The organism is Leptospira tipperaryensis (genome assembly GCF_001729245.1).
GTDB lineage: Bacteria > Spirochaetota > Leptospiria > Leptospirales > Leptospiraceae > Leptospira > Leptospira tipperaryensis.
Window position 1 is genome coordinate 3849185 of record NZ_CP015217.1, and the last position, 25854, is coordinate 3875038.

General features: G+C 41.1%; 20 protein-coding genes and 1 pseudogene. 8 read left to right on the top strand and 13 right to left on the bottom strand.

All coding sequences use genetic code 11. The annotated features are described in order from the left end of the window. Window positions 1-77: 77 nt before the first annotated feature. On the top strand, window positions 78-347 hold the full coding sequence (locus A0128_RS18120; protein WP_156781881.1) for a hypothetical protein: 270 nt from the start codon (window positions 78-80) through the stop codon (window positions 345-347). Between the two features lie 26 nt (window positions 348-373). Here the strand turns inward: A0128_RS18120 and A0128_RS18125 are convergent, their stop codons facing one another. Continuing rightward, complete coding sequence (locus A0128_RS18125) at window positions 374-1156, bottom strand: prohibitin family protein (protein WP_069608797.1); 783 nt, start codon at window positions 1154-1156, stop codon at window positions 374-376. A gap of 146 nt (window positions 1157-1302) precedes the next feature. Next, entirely contained in the window at window positions 1303-2613 is a 1311-nt protein-coding gene (locus tag A0128_RS18130) for a sugar transferase (protein ID WP_156781882.1), read from the bottom strand. A gap of 114 nt (window positions 2614-2727) precedes the next feature. Here A0128_RS18130 and A0128_RS18135 point away from each other — a divergent pair, with 114 nt between their 5' ends. Then, complete coding sequence (locus A0128_RS18135) at window positions 2728-3489, top strand: response regulator transcription factor (RefSeq protein WP_069608799.1); 762 nt, start codon at window positions 2728-2730, stop codon at window positions 3487-3489. Beyond that, window positions 3479-5536, top strand: a complete 2058-nt coding sequence (locus tag A0128_RS18140; RefSeq protein ID WP_069608800.1) for a sensor histidine kinase — start codon at window positions 3479-3481, stop codon at window positions 5534-5536. Before A0128_RS18135 ends, A0128_RS18140 begins: the two co-directional genes overlap by 11 nt. A 475-nt stretch (window positions 5537-6011) precedes the next feature. Here A0128_RS18140 and mtaB read toward each other — a convergent pair whose 3' ends face one another. The 7 genes from mtaB to A0128_RS18175 form a co-directional block, all read right to left on the bottom strand. Next, window positions 6012-7325 (bottom strand): tRNA (N(6)-L-threonylcarbamoyladenosine(37)-C(2))-methylthiotransferase MtaB, encoded by a 1314-nt coding sequence (gene mtaB, locus A0128_RS18145; protein ID WP_069608801.1) that lies wholly within the window; start codon window positions 7323-7325, stop codon window positions 6012-6014. After that, window positions 7306-8103: a tetratricopeptide repeat protein gene (locus A0128_RS18150; RefSeq protein WP_069608802.1), complete on the bottom strand. Its 798-nt coding sequence runs from the start codon at window positions 8101-8103 to the stop codon at window positions 7306-7308. The genes mtaB and A0128_RS18150 overlap by 20 nt, the downstream gene beginning before the upstream one ends. Before the next feature lie 20 nt (window positions 8104-8123). Next, on the bottom strand, window positions 8124-8549 hold the full coding sequence (locus A0128_RS18155) for a hypothetical protein (RefSeq protein ID WP_069608803.1): 426 nt from the start codon (window positions 8547-8549) through the stop codon (window positions 8124-8126). A gap of 3 nt (window positions 8550-8552) precedes the next feature. Continuing rightward, on the bottom strand, window positions 8553-11102 hold the full coding sequence (locus tag A0128_RS18160; RefSeq protein WP_069608804.1) for an ATP-dependent Clp protease ATP-binding subunit: 2550 nt from the start codon (window positions 11100-11102) through the stop codon (window positions 8553-8555). A gap of 138 nt (window positions 11103-11240) precedes the next feature. Beyond that, window positions 11241-12029 (bottom strand): ATP--guanido phosphotransferase, encoded by a 789-nt coding sequence (locus A0128_RS18165; protein ID WP_069608805.1) that lies wholly within the window; start codon window positions 12027-12029, stop codon window positions 11241-11243. A gap of 237 nt (window positions 12030-12266) precedes the next feature. Beyond that, window positions 12267-12944: an ABC transporter ATP-binding protein gene (locus A0128_RS18170; protein ID WP_069608806.1), complete on the bottom strand. Its 678-nt coding sequence runs from the start codon at window positions 12942-12944 to the stop codon at window positions 12267-12269. 1 nt (window position 12945) lies between these two features. Beyond that, the gene (locus A0128_RS18175; RefSeq protein ID WP_069608807.1) at window positions 12946-14319 is read right to left on the bottom strand and encodes an ABC transporter permease; all 1374 of its coding nucleotides are present in this window, start codon (window positions 14317-14319) and stop codon (window positions 12946-12948) included. Between the two features lie 124 nt (window positions 14320-14443). On the opposite strand from A0128_RS18175, the gene A0128_RS18180 reads away from it, so the two are divergent. Then, window positions 14444-15481 (top strand): hypothetical protein, encoded by a 1038-nt coding sequence (locus A0128_RS18180; protein WP_069608808.1) that lies wholly within the window; start codon window positions 14444-14446, stop codon window positions 15479-15481. A gap of 7 nt (window positions 15482-15488) precedes the next feature. Then, window positions 15489-16496: an LIC_10230 family protein gene (locus A0128_RS18185; RefSeq protein ID WP_069609389.1), complete on the top strand. Its 1008-nt coding sequence runs from the start codon at window positions 15489-15491 to the stop codon at window positions 16494-16496. 466 nt (window positions 16497-16962) lie between these two features. Here A0128_RS18185 and A0128_RS18190 read toward each other — a convergent pair whose 3' ends face one another. From A0128_RS18190 to A0128_RS18205, 4 genes and pseudogenes are all read right to left on the bottom strand, one after another. Continuing rightward, the gene (locus tag A0128_RS18190) at window positions 16963-17187 is read right to left on the bottom strand and encodes a hypothetical protein (RefSeq protein ID WP_069608809.1); all 225 of its coding nucleotides are present in this window, start codon (window positions 17185-17187) and stop codon (window positions 16963-16965) included. A gap of 4 nt (window positions 17188-17191) precedes the next feature. Continuing rightward, window positions 17192-17944: a toxin-antitoxin system YwqK family antitoxin gene (locus tag A0128_RS18195; protein WP_069608810.1), complete on the bottom strand. Its 753-nt coding sequence runs from the start codon at window positions 17942-17944 to the stop codon at window positions 17192-17194. A gap of 35 nt (window positions 17945-17979) precedes the next feature. Beyond that, window positions 17980-18519: pseudogene (locus tag A0128_RS18200) on the bottom strand (hypothetical protein); the annotation flags it as partial. A gap of 205 nt (window positions 18520-18724) precedes the next feature. After that, on the bottom strand, window positions 18725-19501 hold the full coding sequence (locus A0128_RS18205; RefSeq protein WP_069608812.1) for a ParA family protein: 777 nt from the start codon (window positions 19499-19501) through the stop codon (window positions 18725-18727). A 119-nt stretch (window positions 19502-19620) separates the two neighbouring features. Here A0128_RS18205 and gatB point away from each other — a divergent pair, with 119 nt between their 5' ends. The 3 genes from gatB to dnaE all read left to right on the top strand — a co-directional run bounded on the left by gatB (window position 19621) and on the right by dnaE (window position 25852). Then, window positions 19621-21081, top strand: a complete 1461-nt coding sequence (gene gatB, locus A0128_RS18210) for an Asp-tRNA(Asn)/Glu-tRNA(Gln) amidotransferase subunit GatB (protein ID WP_069608813.1) — start codon at window positions 19621-19623, stop codon at window positions 21079-21081. An 83-nt stretch (window positions 21082-21164) separates the two neighbouring features. Beyond that, complete coding sequence (locus A0128_RS18215; protein ID WP_069608814.1) at window positions 21165-21701, top strand: hypothetical protein; 537 nt, start codon at window positions 21165-21167, stop codon at window positions 21699-21701. A gap of 632 nt (window positions 21702-22333) precedes the next feature. Then, window positions 22334-25852: a DNA polymerase III subunit alpha gene (gene dnaE, locus A0128_RS18220; RefSeq protein ID WP_083244178.1), complete on the top strand. Its 3519-nt coding sequence runs from the start codon at window positions 22334-22336 to the stop codon at window positions 25850-25852. The last annotated feature ends 2 nt before the right edge of the window (window positions 25853-25854 follow it).

A 25854-nucleotide genomic window follows, 5' to 3' on the forward strand; every position in this document is an offset into this window, starting at 1 on the left:
TTTATGAATTCAAATTCATCGATTTCAAACGGATTGCAGTATTCATTATAACTACGATTTCTTCTACCGGATGCAACTTGATATACGATCGAGGCCCCTACTTGTTGCCTCCGATCGCAGTCGAATTCTTTGAATGCCAAAAGTGTAATAGTTACATCGGCGGAATTTTTGGGAAAGGCCCTCTCCTAAAATACAAATCTGAAAACGCGAAACAATGTATTCATCACTGGGAAAAGACGACGGCTTCGAAATTCGAAGAAGAAGTCCGTTCCCATTTTCAAATCGACCTTCAAAAAGATGAATGGTTTCAAAGAATCAAAAGCTCGAATCTTTCGGAAGAAAGATAAACAAACGTCTTCAAACTTGGACTCATTTACTTAATTTGAAATAGTGTATTCGCACCTCCGCCAAGATAAGTGTCCGGATATTTACCGTCCCATTTTTTTATTCGTTCCATCTCGACCATCATCGGCGTAATCTGTTGTGATTTCAGTCTCAAGGTTTCCGCCTCGGCTCTTGCGTTTACGATTTGTTGTTCGGCTTCGATCTTCACCCTTTCCAATTCATTTTTAGCTCGAAGCGCGTCCTGTTCCGCTTTCTGTTTTAACTCGATCGATTCCGAAAACGTTTTAGAAAATTCGAAATCCTTCATAGACACTTCGTCCACGAGAATATAAAACTTACCTAATTTTGTGTGAAGAAGATCGTGAATTTTCAAAGATACGGATTCTCTTTTGATTACAAGATCCGAAGCGGTAAACTGAGCCGTCACGTGTTTCATCGTTTCAAGAATCGCGGGAACGATAATTGTTTCTTCGTAATCCATTCCAATTTCTTGATATAGTTTATTTACCTGGTTCGGAGAAAGATGATAAGTCAGGGTGATCATCGTATGAATTTCCTGCAGATCACTGGAAGGCGCCGTTGAATTCGCGTCCACCTTCTGAATCCGAACGTCGATACTTTTTACCGACTGTAAAATCGGAGCTACAAAATTGATCCCTTCGCCGAGAATTCTGTCCGATACCGACCCGAGATTGGTCACAACCCCTCTGTGACCGGGACCGATACAAACGATCGGATTTACGATCAGAAGTAAAATCAACCCGACTCCTTTTAACCAATGTTTTTTAAAAATCGCAACAATCTGTTCCATAACAGGCTCCTCTTTTGTAAATTCACTGGATTCTCTTCAAGACGTATGTCTAACATCAATCGAAAAAGAGAATCCTAAGAGGATAATCGAAGTAAATTTTCATTTCATTCGATAGCGTGACGAGAAATGTAAAACGCTCAACGAAATCAAAATTCTATTCGAGTAAGAATAGGCAAACGATTTCCGTTTAGCTTCCAATCCAGTCCTTCTATAATAAAATTTTCGGTAGACTTTGCGATTTCTTGAAATTTCTGAAAAGTAGCCCAATTAGAAATTCCTAATACTTTGAATGTTTTTCTGTGATCTAAGATTACCGTAATACAAGCTGCAAACGAAATCAATCTCCAGAGGGTTCTAAAAATAATTTTTGTAAAAAAGTTTCGAACTCGGATTCTAAAAAAATCGCTGTGAAATTTCAGATGTTTTCCTTCGTCTTTAACAACTTCCAATAAAGCCGACTTAACAAAGCCGTTCGGAATTTTATCCGCGAGCCTTTTGTAAAAACAGATTCCGATTACTTCAGCCGCGAGTAAGACCATCAACTTTAATCGAACTCCGAGAAGTCTTCTTCCAAAATAAAACAATCTTTCCGTCCAGTTGGATTCGATCAGTTCTCCTTTGAGCGCTCGAACACATTCTCCTAAAATTCTCGCGTGTCTTCCTTCTTCCTTTACAAAGAGTTTTAAGGCCTCTCTGTAAAAATCATCAATACCGAAAAGGATAGTCTTATCGATTTGTTTTGCGATCCTGCCTTCACCCGCTTCACCCAATTGAAAGATAGCGAGAGAATAGGCGATCGAACTCATTTCATTCGGATTTAATTTTAAAACTTGAGAATCGATTTTTGGAAGAGGACGATTTTCATTTTTCCTAAAATGTTCTCTCCAATGTTTCCAACGAACTGATTGTTTTCTATTTTTAAGAGAAGATTTTAATTTCTCTCTAATTCTCTTTTTTCCGAATACGTTTATCACAAATGTTAAGAGAATAATCCTAAGATCCAAAGCGATACTTCTGCTTTTTTGATAAGAGCAATCAAAACAAAAGGAAACCCGAGAACCCATTCCCGCGTATAACTGCGATAAGCCGGTAATTCCCGGAAGTATGGTCCAACGAATATCGTAGAATTTTCGATTCCAACCCAATCGATCGATATCAAATTGTGTGAGCGGTCTAGGACCTACAATGCCCATGTCACCTTTGAAAATATTCCAGATCTGCGGTAATTCGTCTATGCCGGTAATTCTTAACCAAAATCCGAGATTTGTAATTTCGTCGCTTTTCATCGTTCTGAATTTGAGAATTCGAAACGGCTTTCTGTATAAGCCGACTCTCTCTTGGAGAAAAAAAATCGGCTGGCCGTCGAGGATAAGAACTAACAAACTCACTGCGATAAAAACCGGAGAGAATAACGCAAGAGCAAAGGAGGATAGTGTGACTTCAATGATTCTTTTCATGTTGAAAATCATACAAGGTTTAGAAAGGCAATTCATCCCTCCGAGTGTACAAACCCAAGCACTCAAGTGCTTGACAGAGACATACAAAAAATCTTAGAATCTGCTTCGTCAGTCATGAACTCAAATCCGCTCCAACTATTTATTGTCGAAGATAACGAGAAGTTAAGAAAAGCCCTCGTCGCCGGTCTAAAAGAAACCGGCAAATTCAAAATCGTTCACGAAGGAGCGAGTGGAGAAGAAGCGATCGACGTTTCTTTAAAGAAAGAATTCGACGTGATTCTGATCGACGTTCGTTTAGCCGGAACGTTAAACGGCATTGAAACCGTAGTTGCGCTTAGAAAAGAATTTCCAAGAAAACCCGTCGTAATCTATTCCATTCAAGACAGCGACGAATACTTTCGAACCTTTCGAAAATCCGGGATTCTGAGTCATTACGCCTACGTCCGTAAATCGAATTATCTTTTGCCGCAGATGATCGTTCCCTTGATCCAACTTGCATACGAAGGAAAAAGTTTTATCGATCCCGAAATCGAATCACGAATCGTAGAAGTCAAGGATCAAGATGATAATTCTCCAATGGCGATCTTAGAACCCAACGAAAAGATCGTAGCGAAAATGTTAGCCGCGGGGCAAAGCAACGAACAGATCGCGACACGTCTCGGCTTTAAGGATAAACGGACAATCAGCAGAATCAACGGACAAATCTATGCCGCATGGGATCTAAACGAATCGAGCTCCGATGAAAAGGTCGCAAGAATCAGGGCCGCATTGATCGTAAGAGAAAATCGTTTTCTTCAATGGGAAGAGGACGGTAGCGCGTATTACAAAAATGGGTCCGGAGAATGGATCCGATGGGAAACAAACATTGAATCTTGATCCTGAGATTTTTATTTGTTCTATTTTTCTTTTTTTATCTTCACTTTTACTTTGGCTATCATCGACGACTTACGTAAATTTAGAGAAAAGAGATAGATCCGCGACATTTACGATTTCGATTTTAATCTCTGCGTCCCTTCTCTTCGGATTCTTTTCGTGGATCGGAGAATTCGGATTGTTCGAAGTTTCTAGTTATCCGGCGGTTTATTTTTTTCCCGGAATTTTCGGATTGATTTTGATTCCTTTCGGTTGGTTTTTTATCATCATCTGGTTCGTAGGTTTTTTAAAACAAAAAAGAATCTATCGATTTATCTTTCGATCTTTGATATTAGCTCAAATCTTTGCTTATCTATTTTTTATTCTTTGGGCTCGTAAATTCGATCCGAACTTATCTTTATTCAATTTTTGGAATGCAGTCCCCTTTTCTTTTCGTCTTTCTTATATAATCTATATTCTGATTTGTATTTTAACTCCGATCGTCGCTCTGAAATCTTTTCGAATTTCAAAACAGATACTACCGGAAATCGCCAGACAAAAAGCGGTTCCTTATTTGAATTCCACTTCGTATCTTCTTCTTGGAGTTTTGATTCTTGTTTTCTTTTTGTTTTTGGGAAAAGGCTTAGGAATATCCGAAGACCCTGTCTTACAATCCCAAAGAAGCCCCATTTTGTTCTATGGATTTTTAATCGGAATCCAGTTGTTCGTCGCTGCGGCCATCTTGGTTTTAGGAAAGGCTTTGATTTCTTACGAAGTTTTTACGGGGCGAATTTTACCGAAGATCAGCTTACGTCGAGAATGGAGAAATGCGATTTTCGGATTAATAATTCTTTCAGGAATTTATTTGATTCTCGCGCTCATTGGATTTCAGAAAATCGAACTCTTTCTTTCTGCTTCTTATGTTTATATTCTTTCCCGAACTTTTCTTTTAAAAAAGAACAAGGATCTGAGATTAGAGGAAAATTCGATTCTAAGATCGATCATGATTCCGGAGGAAACTTCTAACAACACGTCTTTCGACGGAAAAGAAATTCAGATCCGCTTCCGGAAATCCTTTGAAATCTTATGTTCTAAAATTTTAGAAACCTCGAAAGCATTTTTCGTAAACGACAATAGAATCCCGTTTATACCGGATCTACTATTACAATATCCGACTCTAAACGACTCCTCTCAAAAAACTGAATTCAAATATTCTAATTTAATTTTTGAAAAAGACGGAATCGCCTATTTGGATGACGAGAATTCTTACGGTTATGTTCTCTGTTTAAAAGTTGAGAACGATCATTCCGGAACTGGATTTTTGTTTTTGGGAGAAAAGGTCGACGGAGGGCTTTATGCAGAAGAGGAAATCGAAATCGGAAAAGCTGCGATTTCCTGGATGTTAAATTCTCTTTTTGTGGAAAGCAACGCTCAAACTTTAAGTTCCCTGCAGAGAAAACACATGGAAGAACAAAGAATTGTGGATTACAAAACCAGACAGATTCTTCACGACGAAATTCTTCCCGACATTCATTCTTCTATATTAGAATTATCTCAAGTAGAAAAGAACCCGGCTATCGGGGAGCAGATTCAGGTTTTGACAAATCTTCATAAAAAGGTCTCCGGCTTTTTGAGGGAATTACCCGATACGAGTTTGGAAATTCAGAGACTTGGTTTGATCGACGCTCTGATTCGACTTACGGGTTCGGAATTTGAGATTTCTTGGTTTGAGTGGAGCTACGATCCCATGCTCAAAGTGAATTTTCCGATCACAAAGCCTGAAATTTTAGAAATTCTTTTTTACGCGTGCAGGGAATCGATTCGAAATGCGATTCGTTATTCGGGCGAAGGAAATGAGAAGAAGGTTTCGATTTCTTTTCAAGAAAAGGAAGGAATTCTGATTCGAATCAAAAACAAGATCTCAAAAAAGGAACCGGAACTTATCGAATCCGCCGGACAAGGATTGAAAATTCACAGTGCGCTTTTGAAAGTTTTTGGCGGCTTTCTTACATTAGAATTTCCTAATTCAACTGATGCCATTGTAGAAATTTATTTGCCCTTTCAAAAATGAGGAGTAACTATAAAACTTTTAAGCTACAAGATCCAGAATGAAAACATAGATTCTACTTTGTTTTAAGAATTTTGATTTATAGGTTATTCAAAATCTGAAAGAAGAAACTGATTAGAACGCTCAGCCTGCCGTAATCAGAACGCAGGAGTTCCTACAGATTACGTCCCTTAGGCGACTAATTTTCTTTTTTGGAGTTCCTACATTCTAAAGTTTTTGGAAAAGCTCTTATCCTTTTTAGTAAATTCATGTTCAAAGGCATAAATTCCGGGAATTAATTTTCATAGATTCAGTGTAAATCTTGATTTTTTTAAATTCGGAAAGGTCGAGAGCTTAAATACTGTAAAACAGATTTTGAAAGCGAAGCTGATTCGTATCTGTAAATTGAAAATTTATACAGGAATCGGAAGTGAATGTTCCAATTACGGATTTGAAGTTTAGGAAAGACTCAAACTTGAGCACGGAGAATATAAAATTCTTATCTAAAAACTCGACCTAAAAAAGTTCCTTCTTTATCGGCTTCCGTTTGATATTCCAAAAGCTCCACATTCAAAAACTGACCCGTTTTTAAATTCTTTAAATCTTCTTCCGGAATTCTCACTTTGAGATAATTATCGGTGACGGCGGTTCCACCCTGCTCCAGAATCGCTTCTCTCACTTTACCAACTTCACCAAGGGAATAATTTTTATGAAGATCTCTAGAAAGAGAGTTTAAAATATGAACCCTTTCTTTTTTGATTTCTTTGCTCACGGAATCAGGAAATGTTTCGGCTAACGTGTTTCTCCGAACCGAAAAAGGAAACGTATGGATTTTTGCAAACCCGAGTTCCTGAGCCATTTTCACGCTTTCTTGAAACATCTCTTCCGTTTCACCCGGAAAACCTACGATCACGTCGGTTCCTAAAAAGAGGCCGGGAATTTTTTCTTTAGCGGTTTCCACTCGTTTGCGAAACGTTGACTGAGTGTAAGTTCGTTTCATTCTCTTTAAAATCTCATCACTTCCACTTTGAAGAGGAATGTGGAGAAAGGGAGTAAATCGAGGATGAGACATCAGTTCCGCGAGTTCGCTTCCCACATCGGGCGGTTCGATCGAGGAGATTCGAAGTCTAGAATATTCTAATATACTTAAGATATCTTTCAAAACGCGGTTAAACGCCTTTTTATTTTCAGAATCTCGATACCAGCCAAGATTTACTCCCGTAAGAGTGATCTCTCCGACTCCATGATCTTGTAAGAATCGAACCTGATCCAAAACGTCCTGATAATTTCGACTGACTCCCAAACCGCGTGCTTGCGGAATTTTGCAATAAGAGCATTTTCGATTACAACCGTCTTGAATTTTAAGATAAGCGCGAGTATGTCCGTTCGGCAAAACGTCGGAATAAGAGAAGCGATCATAGGTAACTCCGAGCAGATCCTCTGCGTCGAGCAGACCTTTTTTTTCAAGAATCATGGATGGAAGTTTAGATTTTTCCGTATTACCGACAACACCCGCGACACCCGGTATCGCTTCGATCGATTCACGATCGGTTTCCGCGTAACAGCCCGTCACCCAGATCTGAGAGCCCGGAAATTTTTTGATCGCGTTACGGATTGTGTTCCGATTTCGAGAATCGGCCTTATTTGTAACGGTGCATGTATTGATGATCACAACTTCGGGGTGTTCTTCCGCTTCTGCGGAACGATATCCGTGTTTTGTAAGAGAAGAAAACAAACCGTCGGACTCAAAAAAATTGAGTCTACATCCGAGGGTATTAAAAAGGACGGTTTGTTCAGCTATTGGAGAGGGCATTGAGTTTTGCTTCGATTCTTCTGAGATTACCTTTGAAGTGAGAATTTTCGGGTTCAATCTTCAAAGCGGATTCGATTTGTTCTTTCGCGGAATTGAGATAATTCTTTGCATTCGAAAACTTTCCCTTTTTGTTTTCTTGGTTGGACGCCTTTTCATAAACCAGAGCCAAGTTGTTCAGAACGTTTGCGTTATTGGGAACCAAAGAATTTGCCCATTTCAAACTTACTTCCGCTTTTTCTATACTTCCCAGATAATAATAGATCTGACCTTCCAAAACAAGAGGGCGATAATCGTTGGAATCTTCAGCTTTTAGTTTTTCGGTAATACTCAGCGCGTCTTTTGCCTTTCCGTTATAGAGAAGAGCCGTTCCAAAAAGAAGTCGAACGTCTTTGTTGCGAGGATTGAGTTCATAGGCACGGGCGATGATATCAAGTCCGTCGTCTTCTCTTCCGTTGTTCAAAAGATATCTTGCAAAGTCTAGACTGACGGCGGGATCTCCCGGTTTAATAGAAAGCGCTTCGGACCAATGAGTGCCCGCGGATTTAGTTCTTCCTGCTGAAAAATGACAATGACCGGCGAGATAATGAGATTCGTAAGACCTTCCTCCCTTTTCATGAAGGGCGCGGATGATCTCCAGACATTTTTCGTAATTCTTACCTTCGAATTCTTTCAGAGCGGAAGAATATTCCTGGCTGGGCTGCGCGTATATTAAAGAAGAATGAAATACGGCAAGGGCGCTCAGAATGAGAAAGATAGAACGAAATTTTCGAATCAGCATGTTGATACTCTCTTGAATCTTTAGGCGGTCATTCTCATCGACTTTGCATTGATACAATCAATGAGAGAATGAAACGGTTCTACGGGATCAATATAAACGATGATACTAGGATACTTCTGCATTAGAAAATGCTCGATCTGTTCTTCGGAAAGAACGACTTGGTCTTCCATTTCGAGAACCGGGAGACCGTCCGTATTTCGATAGATTGAGTATTCTTCCTGACCGAGGAAATCGGTCAAAAGCATATAACCCGAGCCGTAGTAAACTCCGCCCTGAAAGTAATACTTGTAGAAGACCCGTACCTCGGGAAGAAATAAATCGGGGTGAAAAACGCAGAGAGAGATTTTCTCAATCCCTGCAATGGTTCTGATTTTCCTCAGATGGAACCAAATCCTCCGAATCAGAAGATAGGAAACCAGAATCAATACAGGGATGAGAATCGGCATCCTTTAGACTAAGGCAATTTCTTCCGACCTTTCGGGATTACCAGAAGAATTGTCGTCTCCTCCGGCTTTCGCGTCAGCCGGTTTATAGTCCGTCCACGGGGTTTCCGCAAAGTCAAGTTTCCCTTCTTTGAAATCGATTTCGATTTTAGTAGGTTCCTTGTAAGCGCCTTTGAGGGTTTGAACCGCCATATGATCTTCGAGTTCTCTTTGGAAAACTCTCCGAAGAGGTCTCGCTCCAAACTTCTCATCGTAACCGATATCCATGATATGATCTTTGGCCGCACCGGTAATCGAAACATGAATCGCCTTTTCGCGGAATCTTTTGTTCGTATCGATCACCATAATATCGATGATATCCATGATATTTTCTTTGGTGAGAGATCCGAAGTAAATGACTTCGTCCACGCGGTTTAAGAATTCCGGATTGAAGTATTTTTTCAACTGATCGCGAGTTTGATCGGACTTATATTTCGCAGCTTCGTCCTTACGATCTTCGAAACCAAGTCTTCCACCGGATTGAATTTCTTTCGCTCCGATATTGGAAGTCATGATGATGATCGTATCTCTAAAGTTGACTTTTCGTCCTTTCGTATCGGTCAAATTTCCTTCTTCCATGATCTGCAGAAGAATATTGAAAATGTCGTGATGCGCCTTTTCAATCTCATCCAGAAGAATGATAGAATAAGGTTTCTTTCTGACAAACTCGGTCAACTGACCTCCGTCATCATAACCTACATAACCCGGAGGAGCTCCGATCAAACGGCTGACAGCGTGCGGTTCCATGTATTCGGACATATCCACACGGAGCATCGCGTCGTCGTTTCCAAAGAGGAAGTTTGCAAGAGCTTTTGCAAGCTCTGTCTTACCAACCCCTGTCGGTCCGAGGAAGATAAAAGATCCAGTAGGACGTCTTTCGCTCTTGAATCCTGTTCTCGCACGACGCACCGCTTTCGCGATTTTCTCGATCGCATCCGTTTGACCAACGATCCGCTTCTTCAACTCTTCTTCGAGTCTGAGAAGTTTATCGGATTCGGATTCCTCCATTTTTTCCAATGGAATTCCGGTCCACAATGAGATCACGGAAAGAATATCGTCTTCTTCGATGTTGACCGCGAAGTCTTCCATCTTCTCTTGCCAAGAACGAATCTTTTCTTCCATCGCCTGTTTTTTCCGGTTCACTTCATCGCGAACTCCGGCGGCCTTTTCGTATTCTTGAGCGCGAACCAATTCTTCTTTTTTGCTCGCAAGAGATTTGATCTCTTCTTCCAGATCCTTGATCGTTTGAGGACGAGCACAGTTCGCCAAGCGGGCTTTTGCTCCGGCTTCGTCGATGATATCGATCGCTTTATCAGGTAGATAACGGTCGTTGATATATCTGTGGGAAAGTTTTACGGATTGTTCCAAAGCCTTATCCGAATATCTCACTTTGTGGTGAGCTTCGTACGCTTTTTTCAAACCTTGGAGAATCTGAATCGCGTCGTCCACGGAAGGTTCCGCAACTTTTACGACTTGGAATCTTCTTTCCAACGCAGAATCTTTTTCGATGTATTTCCGATATTCCGCGCTCGTAGTCGCGCCGATGCACTGGAGTTCTCCTCTCGCTAATGCAGGCTTGAGAATGTTTGCGGCATCCACGGCGCCTTCAGCAGCTCCTGCTCCGATCAAAGTGTGAAGCTCGTCGATAAAGATGATGATGTTTGTGGAAGTTGTAATTTCCTTCATGATCTTTTTGAGACGTTCTTCAAATTCTCCCCTGTATTTGGTTCCTGCGATCAAAGACGCAAGATCCAAAGAGAGAACTCTTTTTTCGAATAAAAGATCCGGAACACTTTTTTCAACGATCGCAAGAGCAAGCCCTTCTACGATTGCGGTTTTACCCACACCGGATTCTCCTACAAGAACCGGATTGTTTTTTGTTTTCCGAGATAGAATTTGAATGACTCTTTGAATTTCAATCGCTCTTCCCACAACAGGATCCAACTTCTTATCCTTTGCAAGTTGAGTGAGGTCGCGTGCAAACTCATCTAAGATCGGAGTTTTTGTTTTCTCCTGACGAGGTTGAGTTCCTTGCGGACCGGATTGAGCGGCAGAGCTAACTCCAACGGAACTTGTAGGTGGAGCTCCGAGCAAACGAAGAATTTCGCTCTTTATAACATTATAATTTACGCTGAAAGAATAGAGAGCGCCGCCAGCGATATTATTGTTATCTCTCAAGAGAGCGAGCAAGATGTGCTCCGTCCCTACATAATTGTGTTTGAGACGTTTTGCTTCTTCCTTGGAGAGTTCGATAATTTTTTGATATCGATCCTGACCTCCGGCTACGTCCATGAGCAAGGCTCCGGATGCTTCGCGCGTTCTTCTTTCTACCTCTTTACGCAACTCGTTGAGGTTAATGTTGAGGTTGTTCAGGATTTTGATAGCGACCGAATCTTCTTCTTTGAGAAGACCGAGAAGGATGTGCTCCGGCCCGATATAATCGCTACCAAGACGCTTCGCCTCATCCTGAGCAATCTCGTTGATGACTCTTTTGGCTCTTTTTGTAAATTCCAGCATAACAGCGCCTTTGTGTTTTATTTGTAATGATTAGACTGAATTCGCTTCCAATTTCCCACCCGAGAGTGAGGTTCTGCTTTTAATTTCAATATCGGAACGTTTTCAAAAAAGGAACGGAAGTTAGAGTAAAATTCCGGGCTAAAACCCCGCTTCCACCTGTAAGACTAAATAATAAACTAAATTTAAAAAGGAATTTTTTTGAGAATAAGCAAAATTTTTCAGATAAAAAACGGCGAATTCTGAAGAATTTTCAAGGTAAAACTCTAAAACGCCGGGGACCTTAAAAGTAGGAACTCCCTCTTTTTTCCAAATCTTTGTGGAGAATTTCAGACTGATTTTGGTTCCCAAGCCCGCATTTGTGGGACAAGAAGTGACATAACCCAATTCCTGATCGTAATCAAAAAAATTTTGATTCTGCATTTTTTCCAAGGGAGTTTTCTCGATTTTAAGGAACAATTCGCCCACCGAAGAAGAGAGAATTTCCCAACGAATATGATCTTCATCGCCCAAAAATAAATTTCCTTCTCCCCAAGGGATCCTCGCTGGAAGGTCTTTTGTTCGGAAGTGCATCGGATCCACCTCTAATTTTTCGAGTAAGAATTGTTTTAAGATTTGGGTCGGAACTCCGGAGGTTGCAGGGTAAATTCTTCCTGAAAGATTTCGGCTGATTCTAAAACGAAAGGTAAAAGGCGGAGCGATTTGATCCAACTCGCGAATCTTCTTCGACTCCGAAAGGGACTCAAAACGGGAAAACCGCTCAAACTCAGCGCCTTGGAGGTAGCGAGAGGAAAAATCGATATTCTCATCCCTCAGATGATCTCGATATTCTTTTCGAAAGAGTTTCAAACAATAAATACAACCGATCTTTCCGCGTTCGTTCCAGATTGAGTGATTGGTTCCGCAGTGCAGACAGGTTTCCGAAAACATCCGCTGATCATTCTCCATAACTTCTTTTCAAAGATATAACCAATCTTCTCGAATCCTTTCGAATCTTCTTTTTCAAAGTCGAAAGATTTTGAAACGATAAGCGAAGTGGTTTTCTTTGAAGTTCAGTTTTACCGATTTAACTTGAGGACGGACTGAAATTCTCTTACAAGCCAATTTTTTCTTTCATTTGTCGATCGGAACCAAGAACGAAAAATTCTCCATTTCCGATTTTGAAATTCAGGAAATCGGCTGCAACTTTCCTCCGGCCATCGTATTTCTTCGATGAGCCAGAGCCGCGAGCTCCATATCGTGCGTAACGATCACCATGGAAAAACGGAATTCTTTCTGAAGTTCTAAAATCAAAGCCATTAGATTTCTTGAATTCTCACGGTCCAAATTTCCAGTCGGCTCATCCGCAAGAACGAGTTTCTTTCCGGCGACAAGTGCTCTCGCAACGCCGACTCTTGCACTTTCTCCTCCGGACAACTGAGAAGGAAAGTTATCGTGACGATCCTTTAAACCGACTCGATCCAACATCTCTATCGAAAGTTGTCTTGCCTTTCCAGGTTGAACTCCGTTGATCAAAAGAGGAATGCTAACGTTTTCGAGCGCGGTAAAGTCAGGAAGAAGAAGATGATGTTGAAAGATAAAAGAAACTTTCTCAGCTCTGAACTTCTCTTTTCCAATTTCGGAAATTTGATCCAAGGAAACTCCGCAAACACTCACTTCTCCGGAATCGTAAGTGTCCATGGATCCGAGAATGTTGAGAAGAGTAGATTTCCCGATTCCCGATTTTCCTTCTACGGAAACGATCTCCCCTTCCTCGACGTCCAGATCCAGATGATCCAGAATCTTAAATTCCTTATCCAGAATATGATAATTTTTTACTAAACTTCTTACTTGTATCAGACTCACGTTAGTCGTTCCTTATTGTGTCCACGGGATTGAGTCCGGCGGCCCATCTTGCTGGGAAATAACCCGCGATTCCGGAAAGAATCGTAGCGGCGGTCGTCACCATAAAGATAAATGAAATGTCTATATCGACCGGGATATGATCGAAGTAGTAGACGTCCTTCGGAACCAATTCTACGTTCGTCCACTCGGAATGATAAAAATAAAACCCGACCATATTGATGAGTTCGGAAAGCGCGTTTACGATCGTTTCCAAATTACTCGCGATAAAAATTCCGGAAACGCCGCCGACGATTGACGCCAAAATTCCTACAACCATCGCGTTTAACGTAAAGATAAGTAGAATGCCGGAAGAAGGCAATCCGAGAGCCTTTAAGACACCGATCGATTTTCTCTTAGCTCTCACTAAACTGTAAACGCTGGCGACCATTCCCAATGCCGCGAGAATGATAAATAAGAAAACTATAATAGAGATGATCGTCTTTTCCAACTTCAGAGCAGTAAAAAAGTTTTCCTGTTCTTCCGCAATCGTTCTTACCCCGAAAGAAGCCGAGTAACCGATCTCATTTTCAAATTCAGGATCTCTAAATTCTTTAAGAATTTCTCTTTTGCAATTTTGCAGATCGTCAAGAGATTTTACTTTGATCGCGATCTGATTCACCGAATCTTTTAAGCTAAAGAATCTCTGTGCTACCGGAAGAGAAAGAAAAACGTAATGTGTATCGTAGTTATAATAACCAGTCTTAAAGAATCCTACGGTACGAAAGGTTTTGATCGAAACGTCCACACCCTTTCCAAGAGAAAATCTTCCGCCCGGAACGGCCATTGTAAGATTCGCCCCTAAATCAAAGTTATAAAGCCCGGCCATTTCCTTACCGATCAACACTTGATTTTCCGAATTATAATTCATTATCTCTTCGCGGTTGTGATGAACAATCCTTGGAAAGTTCGGAAGACGATTTCCGATTAAATCTTGAATGTTCTCGACGGGAAGCGCGCGAACCATGATGGGAATAAACGAATTGCTGTTTTGAATCAGACCGTGGCTTGTGATACTTCCACCGATGGAAACGATTCTATCTTTTAAGTAAGGATTCTTACTGATCCAAGCAACGACCTTTTCGTAATTCTTGATATCACCCGAATCAAAATTATTTTCTATGGTGATGTGAGGGCCACCTTGCCAAAGAGATTCTTTTACCTGTCTTTGAAATCCATTGAATATAGATAAGACTACGATCAACAGTGAAACACCCACCGCCATCACGATAAACGAAAGTCTAGACTTTAAAGATAGGAGACCTGCGACCCGGGACCCCCGTATATAGCGGGAGGTTACCAGAAATATCAGAGAACCCCGGAACAAATTTGACTTCATCAAAAAACTCTTAAATTTAGAAGGTTAAAACCTTCCTTAGTTTGACAATTCTCTGAATCCGAACCAGAATGTCAAAAATAAAGAAGAAAGTTTCCAAAACGGAGCCTTCTTAAGTTAAAAATACATGAGCTCCAATCAGGTCTATTCGTTTCAATTCATCTCTCGTGACACCGCTTCTTCCATACACATTCTCTTTACAAGCGTTATCGATATTCAGAACGCAAAGATCGATAAATTGGAAGTAGTCGCAGTAGGCCAGTCAGATAACATCGCTTCCATACAACTTTCAGTTTCCACTCATAAAGACGTTGTAAATCTCTGTCAAAAGTTAAAGTACGAAGGGAAACAACTTAAGAATCTTACAAACAAATTGAGCGAGCTTTTTCAAACCAATGGGAAATCGGATGATTTCATGGAACAGCTCATGCACTATTTCAAAAGTAAGGACAACGAAAAAATTTCCTACATTCTAAATCAGATCATCAATCAAGCGGCGGGAAATTCTAAACCTGATATTCAAATTTTTTATATGATTGTAGATCGAGCGCGACTAGAGGAAGAGAACAATCCGAGCAGCGCCTCCGAAGAAACTTCTTCCGATGCTTCCACAACTGTGGACGAAGATTTTCCTTCTTTAGAATCCTCTTCTTCGTCGCCTACTTTAGAATTTGGAAAACCGTCTGAATCGGTAGAACAATATATCCCTTCCGGTGCAAGAGTGATTCCGATGAAATTTGTTCTTTCTCCTGTTTCCGGAGTTCAGATCAACTCGCTAAAATCCGGCGACAAAGTTATGATACAACTTTTAAAAGCGGATACTTCTTCTCAGGGCATTATCGAATCGATGAAATTAGAAACTCCCGAAGGACAGATTCGTCCCGTGCCGGGAACCGTTGTTACTTCCAAAAACAACGGAGTAGAAAACGAAACCGTGGTTCAGATCGGCGCCGATATATTTGGAAAAATCTATGAAGAAGAAAACTCAATCAAAGTAAAACCATACACAGGAGAAAAAACGATTCCAACAACGGGAAAACAGTCTTCTAAGACAACGTCCCAGAGTTCTCAAACGACCGAAGATTCCGGATTGTTGATAACGATCCTTGTTGCACTCGGCGTTTTAGGAATTGCGATGACCGCAATTTTTGTATTCCTCCTCTAATCAAATTATGAAAACACCACTCGCAAAATTACTTCCTTTTATCATTTTATTATTCTGTCTGATTAATATTTCCTTCGAACCCGTCTTTTACGATCCGAGAGATATGGATTCCATGGAAGCGCTCTTGGAAGGCTCCGGAAGAGAACTCGCTCCTCAGTGGGGAATCGAAAGAGGATTGATATCCAAGATTATTCTGACTTCCAAAGTCATGGAAGAATTGAACGAAAAGGCGATTCCCGCCGACGCACAGTTAGACGCCACCGTAGATCGATTGAATAGAATTCTTCTCGGTCATAAGATCATGCTCTTTATTTACGGATTTCTAATATTCCTTTCCGTAACTTCCTTTTTGAGTCTTTACTATCGGGCCTGGTTTTATACTTTTTTAAACCGAAGCCTTTATTTGATTTCGATTCTTCCGGTATTGATGTCTCTTCAACACCCGATAAGAAGCGTTTCTCAGACTCCGATCATAGGAACCATTTCTTCCCTAAGCTTGTTCACTTTAACCGGATTCCTCGTTTACATGTGTTTTGCGATTCCCAAAGTTTACGGGAAAAAAATCGCCGATCGTTTTGGCGTTTTGGAAACGGCTCAGAATGGAGAAGAAGGAGAATTTCAATCGAATTCAAATTCTAAAATTTCTTGGATTCCGATTCTATTCCATTTCGTTATTATCATGGTGGCGGGAATCATCCTGGGAAATCTCGTCTACATTCCGATTTTTCTTCTTCAAAAACACTATTCTTTCGAATTCGGAATCTTATTACTCGTACTTATCTTTTTCCTTATGCTGTTTTATATTCGTAACTATTTTAGAATGGGAAAGAGCGACGAACTGACCTCTGCGGGAAACATTACGCTTTCTATCAGTTATCTTCAGTTTAGAATCATCCGCAATACGATCTTTATCAGCTTTTCGATTTTAGGAATCATTCTGTTTGTCGTGCTTCTTTTTACGGTCCTTTCCATGAACACTTGGATTTTGGATTTTACTTCCGGAAAAGCCGTTTAAGGACAAGTGCCTCTTTAATAGGTTAGAATTTTAGAATATTCTAACCTATTAAATTTTCTGTTCGAACTTCCATTTCGTTCAATACGTTTTTGTCTGCCAAAACCTGAACCTTGCGGCTCGACAAATTCTACCGTAATTTTACTGAGAACGGACTTAATTCCGTTTTCAAGTCTTCTACGATTGTATTTCATCTGTAGGAACTATTACAAATTACTGAAATGAAAGAATGATTTTTGTTTCAAAAATTCTTCAGTTCGAATTTTTCCGAGTTTGAGTAAAGAAGCTTCCACGAATACAAACTTCTTTAACCAATTCCTCTCGTTCTCTCATTTTCATTTTAGAATCAAGATTTGTTCAAAGGTATAAATTTCGGAAGAATTACCTTTGATTTATAGAATTGGATTGTCTGTTTGTAAACAATCGAGACCGCGAAGAAAGCATTAAATCCCAGTTTTGACCGACAATTTTACGTTTGTCGGAAATACAAATTCATCAGAAGTATGCTCAGAAGATGAAGGATAGAGCAAAGAAGATAAAATTTCAAACTTAGACTTTCTCGATAGGCTTGAAAAAGACCGATATGAACGACTGAAAATGTGGAAAGAAGAATCCAGAGATTGGAAATTGTAAGAGAAAAGTAAACGCTTAGATAGACTACGAAAAGAAATAAAATTCCAAGAGTAAACTTCACGAATTTACTTTTTAGAAGAAGCTAATGTCTCGCAGATCGTCTGAGAACCTTTTTGCATCTCGCAATTTTTTATTCCATCAGGAAGGTAAGTAGTTCTGGAAATAAAGCCGCCATTCTCGTCAAAAACTTCGATCGCTTCCGTTTTATGAGTAGGATAGTAATAGAACCAAGTTCGAATTTTTCTTCCATTCTTATAATAGCCGGTGTATTCCAATTCTCCGTCGGGATAAAATTTTTGCCAAAGGTTGTTTCGATAACCGTCCGAATAACTTCCCTTTAACTCCACCTGACCGTTTACATAAAATCTTTCGTAGGAACCTTCTTCGTTTCCTTCGTCTCCACTCATCAACACTTCGGATTTTCTATTTCCTTTTCCGAAGTTCTGTCGAATGTAAAGATTTCCGCTGTCAAAATTCCAAATCCATTCCCCACGACGAACCGCATTCTCAAATCGGCCGGTGGACAACAAACGATCGTCGTATTTAGAATAGAATTTACAGATACCGTTGTCTAAACCCAACTCATTGATTTCACAGTCTTGATAAATCTTTCCGTTGTCGTAATAGATTCTTCTTCTTCCGGGTTCTGTGAAAACGTAGGCGTTGAATTGTTTTTCAAACTTTGCGCCCGCGGGAATGTTTGCCGGAATCGGTTCTTTGGCGCAGTTTTCCAAAGCAAAAAATAAAGAGCAAAATACGAACGTCTTCAAAACAAAAGAAGACATTTTGTTTAAAAAGGATTTAGATTTAAAGTTCATTCAATTTATATTATATAAGAAGACGTTTGAAAAACTCAATCGATCGTAAACTTCTTGTTTACGAGGAGTTCTCCGTCTTCGTCTCGAATTTCCACTTCGTAGGATCCTTGTTGATCGAAAAAAGTATCGTCGTAGTAAGTTTGGAACTTCTCGAAACTCTTCCGAAAGTCTTTTTCCTGAACTGAAAATTCTTCCTTTCCGCCGTCAGTTTTGTAGATCGAAAGACGAACTCTTTTGGGAGTGGACCAACCCTTCTTATAATAGATAAAGAAGTCCTGCCCATGAGAGAAATGATATTCTTTTTGAGAGCTCATTCCCGAAACCTTCTCAGGAGTCATCTTATCGATGTCCATATAGATCTCGTGTTTCGCGGGCCAAAAAAACCAAATCGCGAGCGCGAGTAGAATCACTCCGGCAATCTTTAAAAAACGTGAGGATCCTTCTCTTTCAGGGGATTCCGGTCTTGTATAATCTTCCAATCTCATGACACTGCTTATCCTGTGGAGGTGGTTCTTTTTGGGCAAATGTTTTTCCTCTCTTGCCTCGGAAGAGGATGAATTCTGAATCGATGAATTTTCGGTTTTCTCCGGTTCCCGTTTGAAAACGTTCTCTTCCAAACGAACCTCGGAAGGTTGTGTAACAACGTCTTGGGAAGAATCCGTCGAATTCGATTCCTGGGGAGCCGTCGCGGTATTATCCTGAGATTCGCCTTCGGGAGAATTGTCTCCTCCCAAGGTTTTACGAACGTGAGCCCCGGCTGCTTGTTTTAGGAGATCCTTTTTAGCCAAGAGCCAAAACCTCTTCTACTAAACCTTGATAACACTTGGAAGCCTTTCCTTTTGGCTGGTATTCAAAAAGAGTTTGTTTTAACATATGAGCTTCTTCCACGCTTACGGACGGAGGAATTCTTGAGGAAAATAATTTCAAATAAGGTTCGATCATCGGTTCTAAGGTTTGAGAAAGAGTCGTCCTTGGATTGAACATCGTTAGAACCGCTCCTAAAACTTTCAGTGAAGGATTAAAACGTTTCACCGTATTCTTATGAGCTTCTAAGATCGCTTCGATTCCGTCCAAGGAAAATTTGGAAACCTGAAGGGGAACCAATAACCCGGTCGATGCGACAAACGCATTCAATGTGATCATGGAAAGACTCGGAGGACAATCAATGATGACATAATCAAAATCATCTTTGATTGTTTCCAAAGAATCTCGAAGTTGAAAAAATCCGTCGATCTTTCCGGAAAGCATCACATCCACTTCCGCGAGCGACGGATGAGAAGGACCGAGTTTCAACGTTTCCATTCTTGTAGAAATCAAAACGTCGGTAGGATTTCCGCCGTCTCGAAAGATTCTATATAAACTTTTTTCTCTTCCGTCTTCGGAAGAAGAAGGAACCGACTTTTCTTCAGGGAAAACCGAAGTTGCGTTTCCCTGGGCGTCCAAATCCAAAAGAAGAACACGTTCTCCTTTCAGTGCAAGACCAAAGGCAAGGTGAACCGCCGTAGTCGTTTTGCCTACTCCGCCTTTCTGGTTTGCTATACATAGGATCTGTTTCATAAAAAATCCGTTGCCCGTAGATTCCGCTTTCCCGAGACTACATTTAGAGATCGTCTTCCAAGGATTAGGGATAGAATCCCCGATCGGTTTGGGATGACAATCCGGAAAAGGAGATACAGTTGGCAGAATTTGAAACGGTCATTGGACTGGAAGTGCACGCACAACTCAATACGGAATCGAAGATATTTTCGACCAGCGCTACCAAGTTCGGCGCTCCTCCGAACTCTCAGACAAATCCGGTTTGTTTGGGTCTTCCCGGAGCCCTTCCGGTTCTCAACGAACTGGCTCTGGAAAAAGCGATTATGGCCGGTCTTGCTTTCGGCTGCGACATTACTCTTTTTACAAAATTCGATCGAAAGAATTATTTTTATCCGGATCTTCCGAAAGGTTATCAAATCTCCCAGTTCGACAAACCGATCTGCACGGGCGGCGGCGTTACCTTTACGATCAAAGGAGAAGAATCTTCACGTTATGTGCGTTTGACAAGAATCCACATGGAAGAAGACGCAGGAAAGTTGATTCACTCCGCGGATCCGAACGTTCCACAATCCTATGTCGATTTAAACAGAGCCGGAACTCCACTGATCGAGATCGTCTCCGAACCGGATATGAGATCCTCTGACGAAGCATACTATTATCTAAATTCTTTAAAGTCCGTTTTGAAATACATTCGAGTTTCGGATTGTAACATGGAAGAAGGCTCACTCCGTTGTGATGCGAATGTTTCCATTCGTCCGAAGGGATCGGATAAATTCGGAACAAGAGTGGAAATCAAGAACCTCAATTCTTTCAAAGCCGTGAAAGCGGCGATCGACTACGAAGTAGAATGGCAAAAAGAAATGGCTCTTGAAGGAAAGACCTTTCAACAACAGACAAAACTCTGGGACTCAGTCGCGAACAAAACCGTAACGATGAGAACCAAAGAAATGAGTCACGACTATCGCTACTTTCCGGATCCCGATCTTCCGGTAATCATTCTCCAAAGAGAGACGGTCGAACACGTTCGTACAAAACTACCCGAACTTCCGAACGAAAGAAAAAATCGTTTTGTGGAAAAGTTGGGACTTCCGAAATACGACGCTGAAGTTCTCACGGCGGAAAGGGAAATCGCGGATTACTTTGAAGACGCCCTGAAGGTTTCCGGCGATGCGAAAAGAACTTCGAACTGGGTGAAAGACGAAATTCTCGGAATCGTAAACAAAGAAAGCATTACAATATCAGAATTTTCTGTTTCTGCGGAAAGAATCGGTGCGCTTGTAAAGCTCATCGCGGACGGAAAAATTTCCGGTAAGATCGCAAAAACCGTTTTTGAAGAATTATTAACTTCCGATAAAGATGCGGAAACGATCGTAACCGAAAAAAATCTTCTCGTCGTGAGAGACGACAAGGAAATCGAAAGAATCGTAGAAGAAGCGATTGCAAACAATCAAGATGCGGTCGCAAAATACAAAAGCGGAAAAGACCGTGCGTTAGGCGCCATTGTCGGCTACGTAATGAAGATCTCCAAAGGGAAAGCGGATCCTGAATTAGTCAACCAACTCCTTTTGGACAAATTAGGCCCCCTTCCCCCAAAAGCCTAAGAATCTTTCGCGTTTTCCAATTCCGATACAATTCTACTTGAAATAGGCTCCAAAGCCGAATTCAAGTAGAATATCGAGAAGCGGTGTTCCACCGAATTCTTCCCTCGGACAATTTCTTAGAAAGAATCGCTTCCAAACCAAAAATGATAACTTCGAAAGAATACGAATGGATTCGTGAATTTTACGGTGGGAAGGCCGCCGTTAGATCCAAGGTTCCATTGATACAACATATTGACGAAGGACTAAAAATTCTTTCCGAAATCGGAGCGAGCGAGTTTGCAAAGAGAGCCTTTTGTCTTCATCCAATCTTTCAATCCGACTCGGATTTAGAGGCGAATTTCCGGAGGGCAAAAGACGTGGATGGTTACGTGATGATGCTCGTTATGGAATATCGAAAAACGGCGAACTCATATCTTTCCAAAAGAATCATTCAATCCATTGAAGAAATTGAACTTTCTCCGATCCTGGAAGTAAATCAGATGCTCTATGCAGATAAAATTCAAAATCAGAAAGATTTTCAAATTCATCACGCGAACTCCCACCCCCGATCCCAAGAATTAGAAACCTATTTTAAGAATTGGCTTCAACGATTAGAGCCGGTCATTTTTTCAAAATCGTAAAAGTATAAACACCGCCGACATACTACTCCATTTCGGACTTAAAGTCCGGAGCAAGCTTTTTTCAAAAAGATAAAATTTGTCGGAAGAATGAAAACACGGATTTAAGACAAGATCGCGAGCGAAGCGAAGATTTTTTTTCTGCTTAAAAGAATAGATTCAATTTTTATAATCTACTTCTTTCAATCCAAACCGGCGAGAACGGATAAAATTCTCGAATCCATAAAAGCAATTTTTCTCAATTTGTCGTTTGAATCGGAAAATCCGTTTCGTACGGAACTTCAAATCCCAAAACGATCAAAGATCAAAACGACTATTTACACGCAGGGAAAAATTCTTCTTCCATTCTCTTTTCAAACAAAGCCGATGATCAAAACTAAGAAAGTAAAAACGAAGTAAATTCTTAGAAATCCAAAAAAGGGAAACAAAAATGCCCCCATTTTATGAAACGAAGAGAATCTTTTCAAAGACCCGTTTGACCGTCTGATTTTTCCCTAAAATCCGCGCTTCCATTTTCTATGAAGACCTCGAAATTTCTTCTTAGCAAAAAGTTTCAGAATTCGGTCTAACTTATAAATTTCGGATGATTAGACTCTTGACGTCGCGTTCGCCGAAATTCTATTATGTCCCTTACAATGCAGGATTTCGCCCACCTTCATCTGCACACAAACTACTCCATGCTTGACGGAGCGATCCGTATCAAAGAGCTCATGCAACACGTCAAGGAATTGGGCATGACCTCGGTTGCAATGACCGATCACGGAAACATGTTCGGAGCCGTCGAATTCTATAACGAGGCTACAAAACAAGGCGTAAAACCTATCATTGGAAGCGAATTCTACGTTTCTCCCAACCGCAAACAAGAAACGGAAATGGTAAAAATCGCGGATGGAAACGCATACCATCTTATCCTTCTTGCAAAAAATGAAGAAGGTTACAAAAACCTAATACGTCTTTCCAGTAAATCTTATACCGAGGGTTTTTATAAAAAGGCGAGAATCGACTACGATCTTTTGGATCGACACAGCGAGGGCCTCGTTTGTTTGACCGCCTGTCTCGCAGGCGAAGTCAATCGTAAGATTCTCGAAGGAAAGATTGATGAATCTTTTCAACTCGCAGGCAAACTTCATGAAATCTTTCGCAAGGAAGATTTTTACTTGGAGATTCAGAATCACGGAATCCCAGAACAGATGGTCGTCGCGAAACAGATTTACGAGTTCGGTAAAAAGACCGGCATTCCTTTAGTCGTTACAAACGATTCTCACTTTTTAAAAAAGACGGACCAGGAAGCTCAGGATATTCTTCTTAGAATCGGAATGCAGAAAAGAATCACCGATCCGATGGAATTCGGATTCAACGGTGAATTTTATGTTAAGAGTCCGGACGAGATGGCGAGAATTTTTCCCGAAATCCCGGACGCATTTCATAACACATTAGAAATTAGTAATAAAGTAAATCTTAAACTTACGTTCGGAAACTATCTGCTTCCGGAATTCGAGGTCCCCGACGGTTTTAACGCCGATTCTTATCTTGAAAAATTAATCTGGGAAGGAATCGAAAGAAAGTATCCAAGTCTAACCCCGGTGATCAAAGATCGAGTCGTATTCGAACTCAATACCATCAAGAATATGAAGTTCGCGGGTTATTTCTTAATCGTTCAAGATTATATCAACTACGCAAAAAGAAACGGAATTCCGGTCGGCCCCGGAAGAGGTTCCGCAGCAGGTTCCATCGTAGCATTTGCGCTCGGAATCACAAACGTAGAACCTCTGCAGCACAATCTCCTCTTCGAAAGATTCTTAAATCCGGATCGTAAGGACATGCCCGATATCGATACCGACTTCTGCGTGGAACGAAGAGAAGAAGTGATCAACTATATCCGCAGACGTTACGGCGAGGATAGGGTCGGACAGATCATCACCTTCAACTCCCTCGCCGCTAAGGCCGCTCTCAAAGACGTAGCGAGAGTTTTAAATCTCCCTTTTGGAGAAGCCAACGATATGACCAAAGCATTCCCGAACAAATTGGGAATGTCTATCGCAGAAGCGCTCAACACTTCTTCGGAGCTCAAAAACTTTTCCGAAAAGGACGATATCAATCATAAGATCTTTGCGATCGCTCAAAGATTGGAAGGAAACTATCGTCAACCGGGAAGACACGCCGCCGGTGTTGTAATTTCCCCTTATCCTCTCGAAGAAGTAGTTCCTCTTTCAACAGTCGCGGAAAAAGAAAGGCCCGGTTTTCGATCCATCGTAACTCAATACGATAAGAACAATCTGGAAAGTATCGGACTGATCAAGATGGATATCTTGGGTCTTAAAAACTTAACGACCCTGGATCACGCAATCAAACTCATAGAACAAAGAAGAGGAAATCGAATCAACCTGGATGAGATTTCTTACGAAGACCAGAACACTTATGCTCTTCTTCGAAAAGCAAACACCCTGGGAATCTTCCAGTTAGAATCCACGGGTATCACGGATCTAGTCGCTAAAAGTCAGGTCAGTAACTTCGACGAAATCGTAGCCTTGATCGCGTTGTATCGTCCCGGTCCGATGGGGGAAGGGATGTTGGACGAATACTTGGATCGTAAATCCGGTAAAAAACAAGTTACCTATCCGCACCCCGCTTGCGAACCCATCTTAAAAGAAACCTTTGGTGTTCCCGTTTATCAGGAACAGGTGATGAGTATCTCCCGCGTTGTCGGAGGATTTTCAGTCGGTGATTCCGACATGCTTCGTAAGGCAATGGCGAAGAAAAAAGCCGACCTTATGGAAAAACTGAAAGGACAATTCGTAGAAGGCGCGGTTAAACAAGGCACTCAAGAAAAAGTCGCCAAAGATATCTTCGAACAATTGGAAAGATTCGGTGGTTACGGATTCAACAAATCCCACTCCGTAGCCTATGCGATGATTACGTATCAAACCGCGTATTTAAAAGCAAACTATACGATCGAATACTTGACGGCATTGCTTGCTTCCGACCACGGAAAGACGACCGACATCGTAAAATATATCAACAACGCTCGGGAAATGGGAGTTCGAATTCTCAACCCCGACGTCTCCGAATCCCAAACTTCCTTTAGCGTAATCGACGATACTACGATTCGTTTTGGTCTTTCTGCGATGAAGGGCGTTGGAGAATCCGCGGGCGATAGTATCATCCAAGCGCGTGCCAAGGCCGGCGGTTTCAAATCGATTCAAGACTTTGCGCTCAACATCGATACAAGACTGATCAACAAAAAAGTATTCGAAGCTTTGATCCAAGCGGGCGCTTTGGACTCCTTCGGTTTTACGAGAAAATGTCTTTTTGAATCGGTGGATTCGATTCTTACCTTTGCTCAAAAAGAACAGGAAAGAACAAACGAAGGTCAGTTTTCTCTTTTTGGAGGAAACGAAGGCACCTTTACCCTCAACCTTCCCAAGGACGCTCTTGAATGGGAAATAGACGAGAAATTAAAAAGAGAAAAGACGGTCGCGGGACTTTATCTTTCCGGTCATCCATTAGATAAATATGAAAAACAACTCCAGAGTTTACGAACGATTCCGATTGAAAAATTCGACGATCTCAAATCAGGAACCAAGGTAGAAGTAGCCGGAGTTATCTCTTCTAAAAACGTAAAACTAAGCAAACGCAATGAAGAATTCGCAAACTTCAAGTTGGAAGATAGAACCGGCGAAATCGAATGCGTCGCATTCTCGAGAACGTATCAGAAGTATAAGGATTTTATAAAGGAAGATCAGGCGATCTTTATCAAGGGCGACCTCGATAAGATAGAAATCGGAGACGCGGAACTTCGTGGTCAGATTAAAGTCAATAGTATCGAAATCTTAGACGACGCGACGATTGAGGAACGATTGGAAAAGTCGCTTCATCTTCGTCTGGAAGAAAGACATACGGAAGATCAAGAATTGATTCCAAAACTCTACGCGCTCCTTGCTTGTTACAAAGGAGAATCTCCCGTATTCTTTCACATCGTGGAAGACTCGGAAGAAAAAAGAGTCATTCGAGCGCACGACACGTATTCGATTCAACCGGTGCAGGAACTTTTCCTAAGACTCGCAGACTTGTTGGGAGATAAATCCGTTTTTTATTCCATTGGGGAACAGCTAAAACCGATTAACAAAAGTAAAATCGCAGGCAACGTCGGTTAAGA

Bases quoted from the DNA above. Each gene is read 5' to 3' on its own strand.
- A0128_RS18175 (WP_069608807.1), bottom strand. From the start codon at position 14,319: ATGAAGTCAAATTTGTTCCGGGGTTCTCTGATATTTCTGGTAACCTCC.
- A0128_RS18125 (WP_069608797.1), bottom strand. From the start codon at position 1,156: ATGGAACAGATTGTTGCGATTTTTAAAAAACATTGGTTAAAAGGAGTC.
- A0128_RS18135 (WP_069608799.1), top strand. From the start codon at position 2,728: ATGAACTCAAATCCGCTCCAACTATTTATTGTCGAAGATAACGAGAAG.
- A0128_RS18185 (WP_069609389.1), top strand. From the start codon at position 15,489: ATGAAAACACCACTCGCAAAATTACTTCCTTTTATCATTTTATTATTC.
- A0128_RS18130 (WP_156781882.1), bottom strand. From the start codon at position 2,613: ATGAAAAGAATCATTGAAGTCACACTATCCTCCTTTGCTCTTGCGTTA.
- A0128_RS18195 (WP_069608810.1), bottom strand. From the start codon at position 17,944: ATGAACTTTAAATCTAAATCCTTTTTAAACAAAATGTCTTCTTTTGTT.
- dnaE (WP_083244178.1), top strand. From the start codon at position 22,334: ATGCAGGATTTCGCCCACCTTCATCTGCACACAAACTACTCCATGCTT.
- mtaB (WP_069608801.1), bottom strand. From the start codon at position 7,325: ATGCCCTCTCCAATAGCTGAACAAACCGTCCTTTTTAATACCCTCGGA.
- A0128_RS18150 (WP_069608802.1), bottom strand. From the start codon at position 8,103: ATGCTGATTCGAAAATTTCGTTCTATCTTTCTCATTCTGAGCGCCCTT.
- A0128_RS18160 (WP_069608804.1), bottom strand. From the start codon at position 11,102: ATGCTGGAATTTACAAAAAGAGCCAAAAGAGTCATCAACGAGATTGCT.
- A0128_RS18180 (WP_069608808.1), top strand. From the start codon at position 14,444: ATGAGCTCCAATCAGGTCTATTCGTTTCAATTCATCTCTCGTGACACC.
- A0128_RS18155 (WP_069608803.1), bottom strand. From the start codon at position 8,549: ATGCCGATTCTCATCCCTGTATTGATTCTGGTTTCCTATCTTCTGATT.
- A0128_RS18205 (WP_069608812.1), bottom strand. From the start codon at position 19,501: ATGAAACAGATCCTATGTATAGCAAACCAGAAAGGCGGAGTAGGCAAA.
- A0128_RS18165 (WP_069608805.1), bottom strand. From the start codon at position 12,029: ATGTTTTCGGAAACCTGTCTGCACTGCGGAACCAATCACTCAATCTGG.